Origin of the sequence: Flavobacterium sp. (genome assembly GCF_052437795.1) — a bacterium.
Taxonomy (GTDB): Bacteria; Bacteroidota; Bacteroidia; order Flavobacteriales; family Flavobacteriaceae; genus Flavobacterium.
This window is the reverse complement of record NZ_JBQVPA010000005.1, coordinates 134,832-151,381: the sequence shown is the minus strand read 5'-3', so window position 1 is coordinate 151,381 and position 16,550 is coordinate 134,832. Positions and strand designations below refer to the sequence as shown.

General features: G+C 47.5%; 9 protein-coding genes. 2 read left to right on the top strand and 7 right to left on the bottom strand.

All coding sequences use genetic code 11. The features are described from left to right. Positions 1–58: 58 nt before the first annotated feature. The 7 genes from ACT6R0_RS16130 to ACT6R0_RS16100 form a co-directional block, all read right to left on the bottom strand. Positions 59–4,195: a hybrid sensor histidine kinase/response regulator transcription factor gene (locus tag ACT6R0_RS16130; RefSeq protein ID WP_444654709.1), complete on the bottom strand. Its 4,137-nt coding sequence runs from the start codon at positions 4,193–4,195 to the stop codon at positions 59–61. A 264-nt stretch (positions 4,196–4,459) separates the two neighbouring features. Beyond that, complete coding sequence (locus ACT6R0_RS16125; RefSeq protein ID WP_444654708.1) at positions 4,460–5,860, bottom strand: efflux transporter outer membrane subunit; 1,401 nt, start codon at positions 5,858–5,860, stop codon at positions 4,460–4,462. A 4-nt stretch (positions 5,861–5,864) separates the two neighbouring features. Then, entirely contained in the window at positions 5,865–9,050 is a 3,186-nt protein-coding gene (locus ACT6R0_RS16120; RefSeq protein WP_444654707.1) for an efflux RND transporter permease subunit, read from the bottom strand. Positions 9,051–9,081: 31 nt separating this feature from the next. After that, positions 9,082–10,221 (bottom strand): efflux RND transporter periplasmic adaptor subunit, encoded by a 1,140-nt coding sequence (locus tag ACT6R0_RS16115; RefSeq protein WP_444654706.1) that lies wholly within the window; start codon positions 10,219–10,221, stop codon positions 9,082–9,084. Between the two features lie 171 nt (positions 10,222–10,392). Next, complete coding sequence (locus tag ACT6R0_RS16110) at positions 10,393–10,980, bottom strand: TetR/AcrR family transcriptional regulator (protein ID WP_444654705.1); 588 nt, start codon at positions 10,978–10,980, stop codon at positions 10,393–10,395. A gap of 99 nt (positions 10,981–11,079) precedes the next feature. Continuing rightward, entirely contained in the window at positions 11,080–12,867 is a 1,788-nt protein-coding gene (locus tag ACT6R0_RS16105; RefSeq protein ID WP_444654704.1) for a MutS-related protein, read from the bottom strand. 49 nt (positions 12,868–12,916) lie between these two features. Then, positions 12,917–13,753 carry a universal stress protein gene (locus ACT6R0_RS16100; RefSeq protein WP_444654703.1) on the bottom strand — a complete coding sequence of 279 codons (837 nt, stop codon included), beginning with the start codon at positions 13,751–13,753 and terminating at the stop codon, positions 12,917–12,919. 180 nt (positions 13,754–13,933) lie between these two features. Between ACT6R0_RS16100 and mnmE the strand changes: the two genes are divergently transcribed. Continuing rightward, positions 13,934–15,319, top strand: a complete 1,386-nt coding sequence (gene mnmE / locus ACT6R0_RS16095) for a tRNA uridine-5-carboxymethylaminomethyl(34) synthesis GTPase MnmE (protein WP_444654702.1) — start codon at positions 13,934–13,936, stop codon at positions 15,317–15,319. Positions 15,320–15,448: 129 nt separating this feature from the next. Further along, positions 15,449–16,297 carry an alpha/beta fold hydrolase gene (locus tag ACT6R0_RS16090; RefSeq protein WP_444654701.1) on the top strand — a complete coding sequence of 283 codons (849 nt, stop codon included), beginning with the start codon at positions 15,449–15,451 and terminating at the stop codon, positions 16,295–16,297. Positions 16,298–16,550: the final 253 nt, after the last annotated feature.

Here is a 16,550-nt window from a genome sequence, read left to right as displayed (position 1 = left end):
ACAGTGTACACTATTTCTTCAAAAGTGTACACTGTATGTAAATACCTGATTTTCAAAATTATTTTAACGTCGCTTTTTTGACGCTGAATTGCAGTTGGTAGTTCTTTGGTGTGGTGCCATATAGCTTTTTGAACTCCCTGTAGAAGTAGGAACGGTTGTTAAAACCCGATCTGTAGCATACTTCCGATACCGTGAGCACATTTTTACGCAACAGTTCGGCGGCATGTTTTAACCTGATGGTACGGATCAGGTCACCTGGTGAGAGGTTGAAAAACTCCTTCGTTTTCCTGTACAGCTGGGAGTTGCTAATGCCCATCGCTTTTTCTATGAAAGCACTGTCCAGGCTTTCGCTGTCGATGTTTTTGCGGATGATGTCTATGGCCAATTTAATAAAAACCTTCTCTTCATTGTCCAGAGGCATTTCGCTCAGGCTTTCTACAAGTGTATCCTGTGCAAAATGTTTCAGGATAAGTTCCTTTTCCTCCAGCAGCTTTTGCACCCGTACCATCAGGTGGTCGGGGTAAAACGGTTTCGGTATGTAGGAGTTGGCGCCGCTTTCCAGTCCCTCGATCCTGTGCTCTACCGAGCTTTTTGCGGTAAGCATTATAAATGGTATATGGCAGGTGCGCACATCGGTCTTAATGGTGCGGCACAGCTCCACACCGTCCATTCCCGGCATCATCACATCGCTGATGATCAGGTCGGGGAGGTCTTTTTCTATTAACGCCAATGCCTCAATGCCATTCAGTGCAAAGATTAAACTGTATTTTTCTCCCAGCAGATCCTTCAGGTAGGTATGTATTTCCTTTTCATCCTCTACAATGAGCAGTTTCTTTCGGCTATCCTCTGCTTTATCGATAAACGAAAGCTTTTCATGTACCGTTTCCTGTGTCTGGGCGGGTTCTTCCAAAATGTCCTTCAGGTGCCTCGAGATAAGGCCTGATGTACCGCTGTTGTCAATTTCCTTTTCTGTAAAGGCTGTTTTGCTACATGGTATCATTATGGTAAAGATGGTTGCCTCATCGGGCACGCTCGATACAAGTATTTCGCCCCGCAATACCGTTACCAGCCTTTTTACATATGCAAGCCCAATGCCTGTTCGGAACATCTCGGTATCCGAAACCTGGTTGGGATCTGATAAAAAGAAACGGTCGAATAGCGATTCCAGCTTTTCTTTCGGTATGCCTTTGCCGGTATTGGTAACGGTTATTTTTAGCGCTTCGCCCTTGCCATGGTCGATCTCGCAGGCAAAGCTTATTTTTCCGTCATCAGGAGTATATTTAAAAGCATTCGAAAGGAGGTTAAAGAGTATCTTCTCTATCTTTTCCTTATCGAACCAGCCCTCCAGTGAGTTAGGTATCTGCAATTGGTAATGGATGCTCTTGTCAATGGCCCAGTCGTCAAACAGTTCGGCTATCTGCTCCAGTATGCTTACCATGTCAAAATGCCTTACGCGAACTTCTAAATGGTCATGCTCTGCCTTTCGGAACTCCAATAGCTGTTGCGTAAGGAACGACAGCCGTGAGGCATTGCGCTGTATCATTTTTATGAACTTGCGGCTGCGGTCGTCCAGGTTGCCGGCCTCGTTAAGCTTTTGCACCGGCCCGGCAATTAGTGTTAGCGGCGTAAGGAACTCGTGGGCAATATTGGTAAAGAACGTCAGCCTGTTCTCGTGCAACTCTTCTTCCCTTTGCCTGAAAAGGATATTCTGGGTAAGCGACTGCCTCTTTAAATAATAGCTCCGTACAAATAGTACGAACCCAATGCCCAATACCGTATATAGTACCAGCGCCAGGTTCGACTGCCACCAAACCGGCTTTATCTTAATGTCGGCGGTATGAACAGGATCTGTCCACACGCCATCGCTGTTGCTCCACTTCATGTACAGCGAATAATTGCCGGGCGGCACATTGGTGAACGAAATGATCTTACGGTTGTCTATAGTATTCCAGCTTTTATCAAAGCCTTTTAGCTGGTAGGCATAGCGGCATTTTTCGTTATTGGTGAAGGTGAGTGCGGTAAGGTAAATGTCAAAAAAGTTCTGGTTGTGCTTAAGGGTTATGGCCGGGGCATTATCAGAGTCCGGCGATACCAGCAACCCCTGGAAGAACGGAACAGTCTGGTTGTGTCCGCTTACCCTGTCGATGAATAGGTCAGGCAGAACGGCCGATTCCTTAATGCTCTGCGGCAAAAAGTAGTTGAACCCCTTAATACCTCCCATGTATACATGCCCTGTTTGCGGATCGCGATAAAAGGCTCCATCGGCGAACTCGTTGTTTTGCAGCCCGTCGCTTTTAATATAATTGGTAAACTTATCCTGTTTGGTATTAAAGTCAGAGAGGCCAAAGTTGGTGCTCACCCACAGCCCGGAGCCATTGTAAGGCACAATGCCGTGAATGGTATTATTTGGCAAGCCGTCATTAACAGTATAGTGTTTAAATGATGCCTGGCCATCGATCCCAAGGCTTTGCAGCGTATTAAGGCCATAGCTTGTACCTATCCATAATTTTCCTTTGCCGTCAAGGCCAAGGCACAATATGTCATTGTTGGAAAGGCTTGTGCCGTCACCGGGCTTGTTCTTAAAAGTCAGGAACTTTTCGGTTCGGGTATCAAAAAGGCTCAGCCCGCCAAGCCGCGTGCCTATCCATAATTCGCTATCGCTTTTCGGAACGATCGAAAATATGATATTGCTGTTCAGGGCATTCCGGCTGTCGCTTTTGGCGGTAAATATTTTAAATCCTGTAATTTTAAGCCCTCTTCCATTTCTTACGATATTCAGCCTGATCATACCGTAGCCATTGGTGCCGAGCCAGATGTTATTTTTCCCATCCTGGTAAATGGCATATACCGACTTGAAATTATCGCACTTGCCGCTTCCCTCTATCTCTTTCCACGATACGGGGCGGGACGTGTTGCCGTCATACACGCCTATCCCGGCATCATCGCTACCAATAAAGATCAGGTTATCGTGGCCTTTGCACAGGGCATACACGGCGTTGTCCAGCGGGCTGTTGGCCTCGTTGAAATTTTTATACTGCAATGGGGCTGGGGAGTCGCCATAAAGTCCGGAAGTTATATGGAACAGGCCTTTGCCTTTGGTGCCTATCCAAAGCGAATTGTCATCGTCTTTAAGGAACGAGCGTACTATAGCGCCATCCATTTCTGGGACCTGAGTTTTAGAAACGGTCTTAAACAGCCTTTCCTGGGGTGACGCCTTTAGTATGCCATCGCCGTCTGTGCCTATCCAAACAGTGTTCTCGCTACCTTTAATGATGGAGGTCACTTTATATTTCGACAGGAATTTCAGCCATGGCTTTTCTGTCATTTGTCCCGAATGATCAACTGCCCAATAGCCATCCTTGCTAAAAAAGATCAGGTCATTTTGCGTTATGGCCGTAATGTTCTCTACATGGCCGGCAATTGGCATATCTTTTTTCAGGTCTGCCGATGTTACGATCGCCTCGCCATTCGACCCAACAGTAACAATGCTTTCATTTGGCATTACATCAAATGTCCTTACATCGTCATAAGTTTTGGTTACTGTCGCCGTGAAGGGCTTTCCGTCAGAAATTAACGCATCAAAAATATAAAGCCTGCTGCCTTCGGTAAGGGCGAGCATTTTGCTGCCGCTGAAACCGAATCGGCGGATGCTATCATTGTCAGGTACAGGTGTTTTAAGAAGCTGGAATCCTTTTCCGTCAAAATAGCCAATACCCCAGCCCTTGACCGCGCAAAAAACCTGCTTGTCGCTGTTGATGGCAAGGTTAAATTGAGATTCCGACAATGGTGAAGTGGTATCGGATGAGAAGAAGTAGTGCTGGAATTTATCCGTTGCCTTATCATACCGGTTTATACCGTGCATGGTAAGTACCCAAATATACCCTTCTTTATCTTCCAGTACTTTCAGGACAACCTGGTTGCTAAGCGAATTTTCATTGCTCGGTTCCGGCCTGAAGATCTTAAAACTGCTGCCGTCATAACGGTTCAGGCCGTCCCAGGTACCGATCCATATAAGGTTTTGCGAGTCCTGAAAAATACAGTTTACCGAACTGTTAGACAAACCCGCTGAGTTATCAAGCTCATCCAGTGTATATTTCTGTCCGGTGGCTTCAGACCGAAAGGCTGCAGTGTTTTGCGCTGTTAGTGTTTTAGCTTCGGGCGCGGCTTTATCCGTACAGGAAATAACGGCGATCATAAAAAGCAGAGTACACATCAAACGTAACAGCGTAAGATGATACCTGCCGTGGCATGAAGTTGTTTTATAAATGATATGATACATATAGTGGATGGGCCTTACGAATTTAAAAATAGGTAATATTTATGTATATATTAATTATTATGGTAAAAAGTTATATTTCCCGTATACACTCAAATGATCAACACTCCACATAAAAGCGAAAAGCTGCCACAGATCTCTCCGTGACAGCCTCCCCAGTTAACAGAAACAAACGATCTATCTTTATTTCCAGCCGCCGCCAAGTGCCCTGTAGAGCTTTACTTCGGCGGCCAGCTGGTTTCGTTTTACAGCAGCAAGGTCCAGCTCGCTTTGTAATACGTTGCTTTGTGAGGTTATTACTTCAAGGTAGGTGGCAAGTCCGCTGGCAAACAGCTTATCGGCATTGCTCACGGCTTTTTGCAGGTTGGCTACCCTTTGTCCGGCAAGATCCACTTCTTCCTTCAATTTTTCTATTTCAGCCAATGCATCCGATACTTCACCCACTGCTATCAGCACCTGTTGGCGGAAGCCGATCACGGACTTTTCACGTTCGGTTTTGGCGATCTCATACTGGGTTTTCAACTTTCTCCCCTGCAGTAGTGGCTGTGCAATGCTCCCTGTTACCAAACCGAACAGCGACGACGGCATGTTGAACCAGTTGTCTGATCTAAAGGAGTTCAGTCCTCCGTTGGCCGTAATGTTCAGTGCCGGGTACATAAACGCTTTGGCTATACCCACACGGGCATTGGCAGCGGCCAGTTCATGCTCCTGTGCCTTTACATCGGGCCTGCGGCTCAGTATAGAGGCAGGTACTCCCGTTGGCAGGTCGCTGTGCAGATCGGTATTGGCAAGAGTCCCCGACCTTTCTATCGCTCCCGGTACAGTGCCGGTGAGCAAGCTCAGCGCATTTTCCTGAAGCAATATTTCCTTCTCCAGCTGCGGAACGATCTGGGCGGCACGCAGCCTTTGCGCTTCAGCCTGCTCTACCGCCAGGTGGGTCACCTGCCCGGCATCGAACTGGCGGGTGACCATGTTCACGGTATTCTCGCCCAGGGCCCGGTTTTTCAGTGCAACTTCCAGTTGGGCATCCAGCATCAGCAGGTTGTAATAGCCCTGCGCGGCACTGGCTACAAGGTTGGCCTGCACCAGTTTTTTCGCTTCTTCGGTTTTAAGATAGTTGGCAAGCGCTTCTTTTTTGCGGCTGCTGATCTTCCCCCAAATGTCGGCTTCCCAGGAAAGTGACAGCCCGGCATTATAGTCCTCGATATGGCTGGTTTTTAAAAAGTTGTTGAGGCTCAATCCGTTCAGGCTGTTCTCGCTGGGTATATTGCTGCTGGCCGATACATACGCATTAAGCTGTGGCACCTGTCCCCATCTGCTTTGGCGCAGCATTTGCCGCGATGCCTCAATGCTCTTCACGGCTATCTGCAGGTCAAGGTTGCCTTTGATGGTTTTTCCTATCAGTTCCTGCAGTTGCGGGTCGGTAAAAAAGGCATCCCATTTCAGGTCGGCAATAGTTGTAGTATCAGTTGCGAACGCATTGCGGTATGCTTCCGGAAGTTCCTGCTGCGGTAAAGGTGTGTCTTTCGAGACTTTACAGCCTATAAGGATTAGCAGAAGGAATATATAACTAAATGTTCTCATTGTTTTATTTTATAAGTTCAGTTTCAAGGGCAGGCTGGGGTTCTTCTACTTTTCGTGAAACCTTTTCCTGAAGGTACTGGAATACGATGAATAATACCGGAATAACGAAAAGGCCAAGGACTACGCCCGATATCATACCTCCCGCGGCACCAATACTAATGGAGTGGTTACCCTGAGCAGACGGCCCCGTCGCGCCCATCATCGGGATAAGCCCTACGATAAAGGCAAGCGATGTCATGATGATCGGCCTTAGCCTTAATTTGGCAGCCTCGAGGGCAGAAGAGAGCAGTGACTTGCCTGCCCGCCTTCGCTGTACGGCGAACTCTACGATAAGGATGGCATTTTTCGCCAAAAGGCCAATAAGCATTACCAGTGCTACCTGTACGTAAATGTTGTTCGAAATGCCTGTCATGCCAATAGCGGCGAACACCCCGAAAATGCCCGTAGGTATCGAAAGGATCACGGCCATAGGCAGGATGTAGCTTTCATATTGTGCAGCCAGCAGGAAGTACACAAAGATGAGGCTCAACCCGAAGATGACTGCTGACTGTCCGCCAGAAGATATTTCTTCCCTTGTCATTCCGGAGAATTCGTACGAATATCCCTCCGGCAGTGACTGTGCGGCAACTTCCTCAACGGCCCGTATCGCGTCGCCCGAGCTGTAGCCCGGCTTTTGTATGGCATTTATCCCCATCGAGTTGAATAGGTTGTAGCGCGAGGCATTCTCGGGTCCGTATACCCTTGCCAGTTTTACCAGCGTGTTTATCGGCACCATCTCCCCATTTTTATTCTTCACGAATACGGCGTCCAACGATTCCGGTGTAGCACGGGTGCCTTTATCGGCCTGCACCATTACCCGGTAGTATTTACCGAAGCGGTTAAAGTCGCTCACCTGCGCGCTGCCGTAATACGCCTGTACTGTCTGCATGAGGTCTTTTACGCTTACGCCAAGCTGTTCTGCCTTAACATCGTCCACTTCCATTTCGAACTGCGGGTAGTCGGCACGGAAAGATGTAAAGGCTACTGCTATCTCAGGGCGCTTCATAAGGTCGCCAATGAACTTGTTGCCGACTTCACTGAATTTGCCCAATGACCCGCCGGTACGGTCCTGCAACACAAAGTCAAGGCCATCTACATTACTGAATCCCGGCACGGTAGGGAAGGTGAACACAAAGAAGTTAGCTCCCTTTACTGCCGAAAGCCGCTGCCTCGCATCATTCATAATGGCGTTAATGTCTTTTATTTCGCCACGTTCCTTCGATTCTTTCAACAATATAAATGCTACACCGAATGAAGGGCTGGACGATTGCGTAAGTATGTTAAATCCTGACAATCCCATCAGCGTACGCTTGGCGGCCATTGGTTCCAATGCCTTTTCGGCTTCCTGCATGGCGGCAGTGGTACGGTCGAGCGAGCTGCCCGCAGGCATTGACAGTGATATAGCAATGAAGCCCTGGTCCTCACTTGGTATAAATCCTGATGGGGTACGGCGTACCATCCATACGGTAAGTACGATCAATCCTGTAAGGCTGGCCAGTGTTGCCCAGCGGTAACGTACTAAAAAACGCAGGCTTCCCACATAACGGTTGGTCAGCTTGTCGAAATTAGCATTGAAGCCGGCAAAGAAACGCTGTTTAAAAGTAGGAGCTTTATAAGGTTGCCCTTCACTGTTATTCGCCGGATGCGGGTTATGCTGTTTCAGGAACAGGGCAGCAAGGGCAGGGCTGAGTGTAAGCGCATTTACTGCCGATATGATGATGGCTATGGCCAGAGTAAAGGCGAACTGCCTGTAGAACACCCCTGTAGATCCTTCCATGAAACCTACCGGAAGGAATACGGCTGACATTACCAACGTGATCGAAATGATCGCTCCTGTTATTTCGCTCATGGCCGATGTGGTAGCCGCTTTGGGCGAAAGGTGCTTGTGCTCCATTTTGGCATGGACGGCCTCGACGACGACTATGGCATCATCCACTACGATACCAATAGCCAGTACTAATGCAAATAGTGTAAGCAGGTTGATAGAGAACCCGAATATCGACATGAAGAAGAACGTACCCAGTAATGCCACCGGCACCGCAATGGCCGGGATAAGCGTTGACCGGAGATCCTGAAGGAATAGGTATACCACGATGAATACAAGTATAAAGGCTTCAATAAGTGTAGAACGTACCTGCGCTATTGAGGCATCGAGCATCGTTTTGGTGTTATAAAGTATCAGGTGCTTTACATCCTTCGGGAATTTTTGCGAAGCCTTTTCCATCAGCTCGTCAATGGCGATCTGTATCTCGTTGGCATTAGAACCGGGCAGCTGCATCACGGCAATGTTGATCCCCGGCTTGCCATTCACTCGGGTAAAGTTACCATAGGAATAGGCACCGAACTCGATCTTCGCTACATCTTTAAGGCGCAGCATAGTACCGTCCGGATTAGTGCGCACAATAATGTTCTCATAATCGCCGGGCTTGTTGAGCTTGCCTTTGTACTTGATCACATATTCAAATGACTGCGTACTGTTCTCCCCGAACTTACCCGGGGCGGCCTCGAGGTTCTTGTCCTGAATGGCTGCCATCACTTCGCGTGGCGTAATGGTGTACGATGCCATTTGCGATGGGTTGAGCCACACACGCATCGAGTAGTCTTTATTTCCACCGAAGATAATCGACTGACCCACGCCGGGGATCCTCTTGATCTCGGGGATGATATTTATCTGGGCATAGTTGGCAAGGAACGTCTGGTCGTATTTCGATTCGTTCTCGCTGAACATATCAACCACCATGATAAGGCTGTTCTGCTGCTTGGCCGTGGTAATGCCCGCCTGTATCACTTCGGCCGGAAGCTGGCTGGTAGCCTGTGCTACACGGTTCTGCACGTTTACGGCTGCCTGGTCGGGGTCGGTGCCCAGTTTAAAGAATACCGAGATCACAAGCGATCCGTCGTTACTGGCGGTAGAGGTCATGTAGCTCATGTTCTCGACACCGTTGATGGATTCTTCCAGCGATGGTGCTACCGAGCGAAGTACGGTCTCGGCATTGGCTCCGGGGTAGAGCGCCGTTACCTGGACGGCCGGCGGGGCGATGTCAGGGAACTGCCTTAGAGGCAGCGAGGCGAGCCCTATTGTCCCTAAAATAGCCAAAATAAGGGATATGACCGTAGCCAGGACCGGCCGGTCTATAAATTTCTTAAGCATGTTTGTTAAGTGTTAAGTTTTTGTACTGTAATTATTTAGCGGCAATTTCGGACTTGACCTTCTCCGGGGCGATGGTCACGCCATCCTGCAGCCCTTCGAAGCCTTTGTATACAATGCGGTCGCCGGCTTTCACACCCTCCTTTATGATGTAGTCGTTGCCTGATCTGCCTAATATGACTATAGGTGTCTTAGTTACTTTATTGGAAGCGTCAACGGTGTATACATATATTTTGTCCTGCAGCTCTACCGTGGCGGCCTGGGGTACCAAGATCGCATCGGCGTGGGGGAGGCCAAGCTTCACCTTACCTGTGTTGCCCGCACGGAGCAGTCCCTGCACGTTAGGGAAACTTGCCCTTAAGGTAATAGAACCTGTAGTTTTGTTGAATTGCCCGTCTATCATGTCGATCTTTCCTTTTTGTGCATACTCGGTATCGTCGGGAAGCATTAGCGACAGGGCCGGGAGGTGGGCCAGCTTGTCATTCAGCGTAGCACCCTCATTTTTATCGCGGAAAGCAATGAAGTCGGCCTCGCTTACCGAGAAGTAGGCATGCATTTCGGCATTGTCAGACAAAGTAGTCAGGGGTAGCGGATCTGCTGCCGAAACAAGGCTTCCCTGTTTTTTCGGAAGGCGTGTAATGTAGCCGCTCACCGGAGCCTTAACTGTTGTAAACTCAAGATTGATGCGTGCCGAAGCCACGGCGGCCTCTGCCTGTTTTTTGTTGCCCTCTGCAATCTTCAGCGCTGCCTTGGCTGATCTCAGCTGGTATTCAGAGATCACTTTGCCTTCAACCAATGGAGTAAGTTTTTCAACTTCCAGCTTCGCGTTAATGAGCGCGGCCTCGGCGGCATTCAGGCTACCTGAGGCATTATTATACGCCTCGCGGTAACGGTGGTCCTGTATTTTAAAAATAGCTTGTCCTGCCTTTACATAAGCGCCTTCGTCCACCAACACGCTTTGAAGGTAGCCGTCTACCTGCGGCCTGATCTCTACATCTGTGCGCCCTTCCAGCATTACAGGATATTCCTGCCAGGTAAAGGCATCGTGCTGCGTTATGCTATATACGGGTACAGGTGTGGCCTGTGCTGTTTGGGCGGGCTGTTCCTGCTTGCCTGAGCACGCGAAAAGCAACGCGATCACTGCAAGCGACAAAATCTGATTAACTGGTTTCATAATGATCTTAAATTATTTAATGGTGTTAACTTAATGTTCAAAAAAATTTAAATAAACGTGATAAAAGTATTTAACGGTGTTAAGTGAATGGTTTAAAAAATATGCCTTGTGCGGCATTCATATAATGGATTTAAATGGTTTAACAGTGTTAAGTAAAAGGTCAAAAAAAAGCTATGGGTCCAGGGTACGTGTAATGCCGGTTATTGCATCCTTAAGTATTTGTTTGTTCATGTCATCGCCCAGCCCCTGGCTTAACATGTTGATCGAGATCAGCCCGTGTATCACGGAGAAGAACGTAAAGTATTTTTGCATGATCACATCCTCATCCTCACTCTTCATAATTTTGCCTATCACTTCGGTGATCAGGTCATAAGGGTGGTCGCTTTCGGGTGTTGACTGAGTGCAGCAGGTCATTTGCACGCCATACATCAGCTGGTACATTTCTTTATTGGTATGGGCAAAATCCCAGTAGGCCATCCACATACACTCCAGTTGTTCTACCGGATCATCATATTTTTTCTTCGCCTCATCAAGGTCTTTAGACAACAGTTGGAATCCTTTACAGGTAAGTTCCTGTAATATGGCTTCCTTGCTGGAAAAGTATTCATATATTATCGGGGCGGTATATTCTATCTTATCGGCAATTTTACGCATGCTGAGCCCCTGCCATCCTTCCTGTTTTACGATCTGCCTTGCAGCTTTCAGGATATTGGCACGGGTTTGCTCTTTCTGACGTATAATGCGCTCTTTACTTCCCATGATCTGTAAGTGTTTAAATCACTTAACACCGTTAGGCAAATTTACGGCAATTAAATTTTACCATGCAAATTTTTTTGAAGTTTTTTTCCGGGTTGGTCTTTAGGGTGTTATAACTCCCATTTTTTCCATGAGGAACGTTGCGCTCTTATTACGGCATATCCCTTCTCGAAGGCGGTAGTCAAAAAACAGTTCATTGTCGACGATCTGGGATTCGAAGCAATGGTTGGAAAGCTTTCCGGGGTAAAGGTCTACTATATTGCACACTTCAATATCATGCGTAGCGATCGCGCCCACAGCATTGAGCGCTACCATTTTTTCTATGACCTTAATGCTTCCGGTTCGCTTGTCCTCAGAATTGGTGCCGCGCAATATCTCGTCCAGCAGCACGAATCCCGGCCCGGCTTCGAGTTTATCCATTATGAACCGCAGTCGTTTAACTTCGGCGAAAAAGTAAGATTCACTATCCGACAAAGAATCTGACAACCGCATGGATACCAATACCTGCATTGGGTGTACGCTGGCAGCAGCAGCACACACGGGTGCACCTGCACCTGCCAGCACCATGTTGATGCCCAGGCTACGCAGGAAGGTGCTCTTGCCTGACATGTTAGACCCTGTAAGTATCATGAAGCTTTGTGTCAGGTCTACATCATTGCTTACGCGGCCTTCTTCTTTTATGAGAGGGTGCGCAAGGCCGGTAAACTTTACGGAACGCTCCTCATTAAGTTCAGGGAAAAAATAACCCGGGTTATTATAAGAGAAATTTGCCAGGCTTGAAAGAGCTTCAAATTCTGCTACGGCATCGAGCCATTGTACTATGTCTTGAGCATTGCGTTTTTTCCATTCCATGAGCGCATAGAGCACGTGGAAGTGGAACAGGAATAGCCCGTTGAACACTATTGCCCCAAAGCCATTATAAATGCTGTCCAGCCTTGCGAAGAGCACGGCCAGTTTTGTAAAAGCGGTACTGGCTTTGTACTGGTTACCCATCAGTACTTCCTGGAGGGCTTTAAGTTTGGCCGATGTGAATATTGCGTTTTCCAGTTCCTTTATCGACTGTCCGTAACCTTTGGTAATAGTGTGAATTTCGGAAGTCTCGGCAGTTTCACTCTTAATGGGCTTTAAAAAGCTGAGGAGGAAGACCAGGTTGGCCCCGAAAATATACCCTGCGATATCGGTATAAATGCCGTTTCCGGTAACAAGGCGTGCAATAAGCGACAATGTTAGCAATACCGGCAAAGCGGTCGCGATCATCCTTTCGGCGATCGTAAACTTTACACCCTGCCTTTCGGACCAATTAATGAGCCGGTCGTACGCAGCCTCGCTGTCCTTGTTCATTTTACCTATGGCCATGAGCTCCTGTCGAAGCCCCGGCATCGTACCCAGTTCCCATACCGCTTCCTGGCGAAGCAGTATCTCATTTGGCGCCGCGGTTTTGGCAAGGAATCCGGCCAGCTTGCCTTCACCCTTAAAAGATGCCGTCCGGTTGAGGTTGTGGAAAAGCGATCTTTGTCCAAAAATGTCAAGATCGTGTGTATACGGGTGCGATGTATCGCAAAACTGTGAACCATCGTTAAATGGCAAATAGCGCACTGTCAAAAAGCGTATTTCATCAGTATTTATGTCCAAAATGGTACCCGCGCGTTTTTTTGCCTGAACCACTTTGCCATGATAATGCATCAGTATAAAAAATATGATGGAGCACGCAGCCATCCCAACCATCAGGTTCGTTATTTCATCTGTCCGGAAACAGCAGTAGGCCAATGCTATGAAAATAATGGCAACGGCAAATCGGGCAATGCTTATAGCATTGTAACGACGGGTTAGTGCAGCCAGTTCTGTTGTAAACGCTGCTTCACGCTCTTTATAAAATGAAAGGTTTTCCATGGAGGGCGAATATACGCATAAAAGATCCCGATGTTTATCGGGACAATCATTAATCTTCGTGGTATACCAGCAGCGGTACTTTGCTGTGGTAGGCCATTTTTTTGGTAAGGCTGCGATGGAACAGGCCTTCAAAGAACCCCCGCTTGTGGGTACGCATGACCAATAGATCAACGTGCTGGTTTTCTATAAAGTCGAGAAGTGTCTGCTCAATGTGGTCGCCTGCAATGTTGAAGAAATCGATGTTACGCCCGCGGTAGTATGCTTTCCATTCGTTGATCTTTTCTTCGAGGTCAGACGGGTCGTCAGGATTTTTAATGTAAATGCATTGCACGCGCGCGCCAAATTTATCTGCGATGTCCAGAGCGCGTTTTAGTGAGTCGTTATCCTTATCCTTATATTGGGTCGTGAATGCGATACTCTTAATAGGATGGTATTCTGCCTCGACAGGAATTCCCAATACCGGTACTTTTACATTCGCAATGACCGATGCCGTTACTGACCCAATGAATGTTTCCTTTAATCCACTCGCGCCTTTGGTCCCCATCACCACCATGTCGATCTCCTCTTCGGAGCAAACCTTGTTGATGTTATAAACCAGGTCACCATACAAAAGTATATTCCGCATCTGTACGTGGCCAAGGTTCCGGCTTTCGGCGATACTGTGCAGTTTTGGCAGTTCGTCCCTGAAGCTCTCGAACTGGTTCATTTCGACAATGTCAAAGATCTCCGCAGTCGTTTCGGGCATTGATGGGGTTTCTACAATAGGCAGGTCGTATACATGGAGTATCACCAACTGGGCATTGAAGGAATCGGCGAACCGCAGTGCATAAATGAAGGCAGTATTGGCAGCTTCGGAAAAATCGGTGGGGAAGAGTATCTGTTTCATGGCTGATAAGGATTCAGATTTAGCCTAAAGATATAAAGATCGATGGTGTTTTCCTACTTTTAGGTTAGTCTTAACAAAGATTTTAAGTCATCAGCCGCGATCGCACTGTTAGTAGCAACTGGTTTTGTAACTGCCACTGAAACTGCGATGGATCGGCTATCTTTGCAAAAACAACAAAGAATGATCCCACAGGATACCATAGTAGCGCTGGCAACTCCCTCGGGTGCGGGTGCCATAGCCGTGATACGTATTTCGGGCAGCGATGCCATAACGATAGCTGCAAAAGTGTTCGCATCGGTTTCGGGCAAAGACATTACCAAACAAAAAACGCACACGCTGCACCTGGGCCACATCATTGACGGCGATAAAATATACGATCAGGTCCTGTTATCCCTGTTTAAAGGTACGAACTCCTATACCGGTGAAAACACCGTGGAGATCTCCTGTCACGGATCGGTCTATATACAGCAGCAGATCATACAGCTTTTATTACGGAAGGGATGCCGCATGGCCGGTGCGGGTGAATTTACCCTGCGCGCCTTCCTGAACGGCAAGCTGGACCTGAGCCAGGCCGAAGCTGTAGCCGATCTTGTAGCATCAGACAATGAAGCTTCGCACCAGATCGCCATGCAGCAGATGCGCGGTGGCTTTAGCAATGAGATCGCCCGCCTGCGTGAGGAGTTACTCAATTTTGCCTCGCTGATAGAACTGGAACTAGACTTCTCGGAAGAGGATGTAGAGTTCGCAGACCGTACGCAATTCCATGAACTGCTGAACCGAATTGAGTTTGTGCTGAAAAGGCTGATCGATTCGTTCGCGGTGGGGAATGTAATTAAGAATGGTATCCCCGTTGCCATTGTGGGTGAGCCGAACGTAGGCAAAAGTACGCTGCTGAATGCCCTGTTGAACGAGGAACGCGCTATAGTGAGCGACATTGCAGGTACCACCCGCGACACGATCGAGGACGAATTGGTGATCAACGGCATTGGCTTCAGGTTCATAGATACGGCGGGGATACGCGAAACGGAGGATGTGGTGGAGAGCATCGGCATCAAAAAGACGTTCGAGAAGATGGAGCAGGCGCAGGTCGTTATCTATTTAAGCCCTCTAACCCCCAATGGGGGAATGGATGACGTGAAAGTTGAAGTCGAAAAGATAAAAAACCAATATCCCCATAAAACGCTCATTGTAATAGCAAATAAAAAAGATCTGTACACACAGGAACAGATCGATGCTATTGAACCTGAAATTCCGGGACTAATGTTTATCTCAGCTAAAGAAAATACAGGTATTGAGGAACTAAAGGAAAAACTCCTCTCATTTGTAAATACCGGCGCGCTTCGCAATAACGAAACCATTGTGACCAATACACGCCATTATGACTCCCTGCTAAAAGCTCTGGAAGAAATACAAAAGGTGCAATGGGGGCTTCGCTCGGGCCTGCCTGCCGACCTGATGGCCATCGACATCCGCCAGGCGCTGTATTATTTTGGGGAGATAACAGGCCAGGTTACTAATGATGAGTTGTTAGGGAATATTTTTGCGAATTTCTGTATAGGAAAGTAATTTACTGCAAGGCGATCCCTCCAAAACAATTCCGAATTGTATTTTGATTAACAGCCAATGCTTTCTTAATAAAGCACTTGAGCTATTCGTTAGTTAGTAATTTAGGTTTAAATTTAAAATGAACCTAATATGCCTTTTATTACAACCAATTCTGTAAACTTTTCAGGCGTGTCCGAAGAAGTAAATATTTTTTATCAGGACATAGGCCGTGGTAAGCCTGTAGTGCTTATACACGGATGGCCACTCAACTACCAAATGTGGGAGTACCAGCTTAACGAGCTGCCTAAAAATAACATACGTGTCATTGCTTACGACCGCCGTGGTTTCGGCCTGTCGTCACGTCCGTGGGATGGCTATGACTATGATACCTTTGCACAGGACCTGCAAACGCTATTGCAGGAACTTGACCTTACCGATGTGACCCTCGTGGGATTTTCCATGGGAGGTGGCGAAGTAGCTCGCTACCTTGCACGTTACAATGATGATGGGCGTGTGACCAAAGCGGCGCTCATTTCATCAGTGACACCATTCCTTTTGAAGACCGACGACAATCCGGGCGGCGTGCCACAGGAACAATTTGATGGCATGAGGGAACAACTGGAGGACGACAGGGCTAAATTCCTGACTTCTTTCGGCAAAATGTTCTATGGCGTAGGGGTGTTCAGCCAGCCCGTAAGTGACGAGATATTGCAGCACGATGCTAACTTAGCAATGCAGGCATCGGGTTACTCAACCATTAAGGCCATGCAGGCATGGTCTACTACCGATTTTAGGGATGATTTGCGCAATATCCGGATTCCCCTATTGGTGCTTCACGGCAAAGCTGATGAGACCGTGCCGATCGCAGTTTCTGCAGAGGAGACCATTAAGATCGTGCCGCATGCGCAATACATTGTTTATGACGATGCCCCACACGGTCTTTATTATACCCACAAGAACAAGTTTAACGAGGATATTGTCAATTTTGTCAACTCGTAAATGACTTTATATCGGGAGCGAACCGCAATTTGCATTATGCAATTGCGGTTTTTTTATGGCCTCTAAAGTTTTGAAACTTCGTTAGTCTGCTGGGGGATAGTGGATATTATACCTGAAGGTTTTGAAATCTTGCGGGGATCGCAAGTATTGTTAAAGATCAAAACCCGTAATGCATAACATTACGGGTTTCTTTATAAAGGGTTGATCAAATAGCAAGTTCAAATTCCAAATGATAAATAACAAATTCCAAATG

Bases quoted from the DNA above. Each gene is read 5' to 3' on its own strand.
- ACT6R0_RS16130 (WP_444654709.1), bottom strand. From the start codon at position 4,195: ATGATCGCCGTTATTTCCTGTACGGATAAAGCCGCGCCCGAAGCTAAA.
- ACT6R0_RS16125 (WP_444654708.1), bottom strand. From the start codon at position 5,860: ATGAGAACATTTAGTTATATATTCCTTCTGCTAATCCTTATAGGCTGT.
- ACT6R0_RS16120 (WP_444654707.1), bottom strand. From the start codon at position 9,050: ATGCTTAAGAAATTTATAGACCGGCCGGTCCTGGCTACGGTCATATCC.
- ACT6R0_RS16115 (WP_444654706.1), bottom strand. From the start codon at position 10,221: ATGAAACCAGTTAATCAGATTTTGTCGCTTGCAGTGATCGCGTTGCTT.
- ACT6R0_RS16110 (WP_444654705.1), bottom strand. From the start codon at position 10,980: ATGGGAAGTAAAGAGCGCATTATACGTCAGAAAGAGCAAACCCGTGCC.
- ACT6R0_RS16105 (WP_444654704.1), bottom strand. From the start codon at position 12,867: ATGGAAAACCTTTCATTTTATAAAGAGCGTGAAGCAGCGTTTACAACA.
- ACT6R0_RS16100 (WP_444654703.1), bottom strand. From the start codon at position 13,753: ATGAAACAGATACTCTTCCCCACCGATTTTTCCGAAGCTGCCAATACT.
- mnmE (WP_444654702.1), top strand. From the start codon at position 13,934: ATGATCCCACAGGATACCATAGTAGCGCTGGCAACTCCCTCGGGTGCG.
- ACT6R0_RS16090 (WP_444654701.1), top strand. From the start codon at position 15,449: ATGCCTTTTATTACAACCAATTCTGTAAACTTTTCAGGCGTGTCCGAA.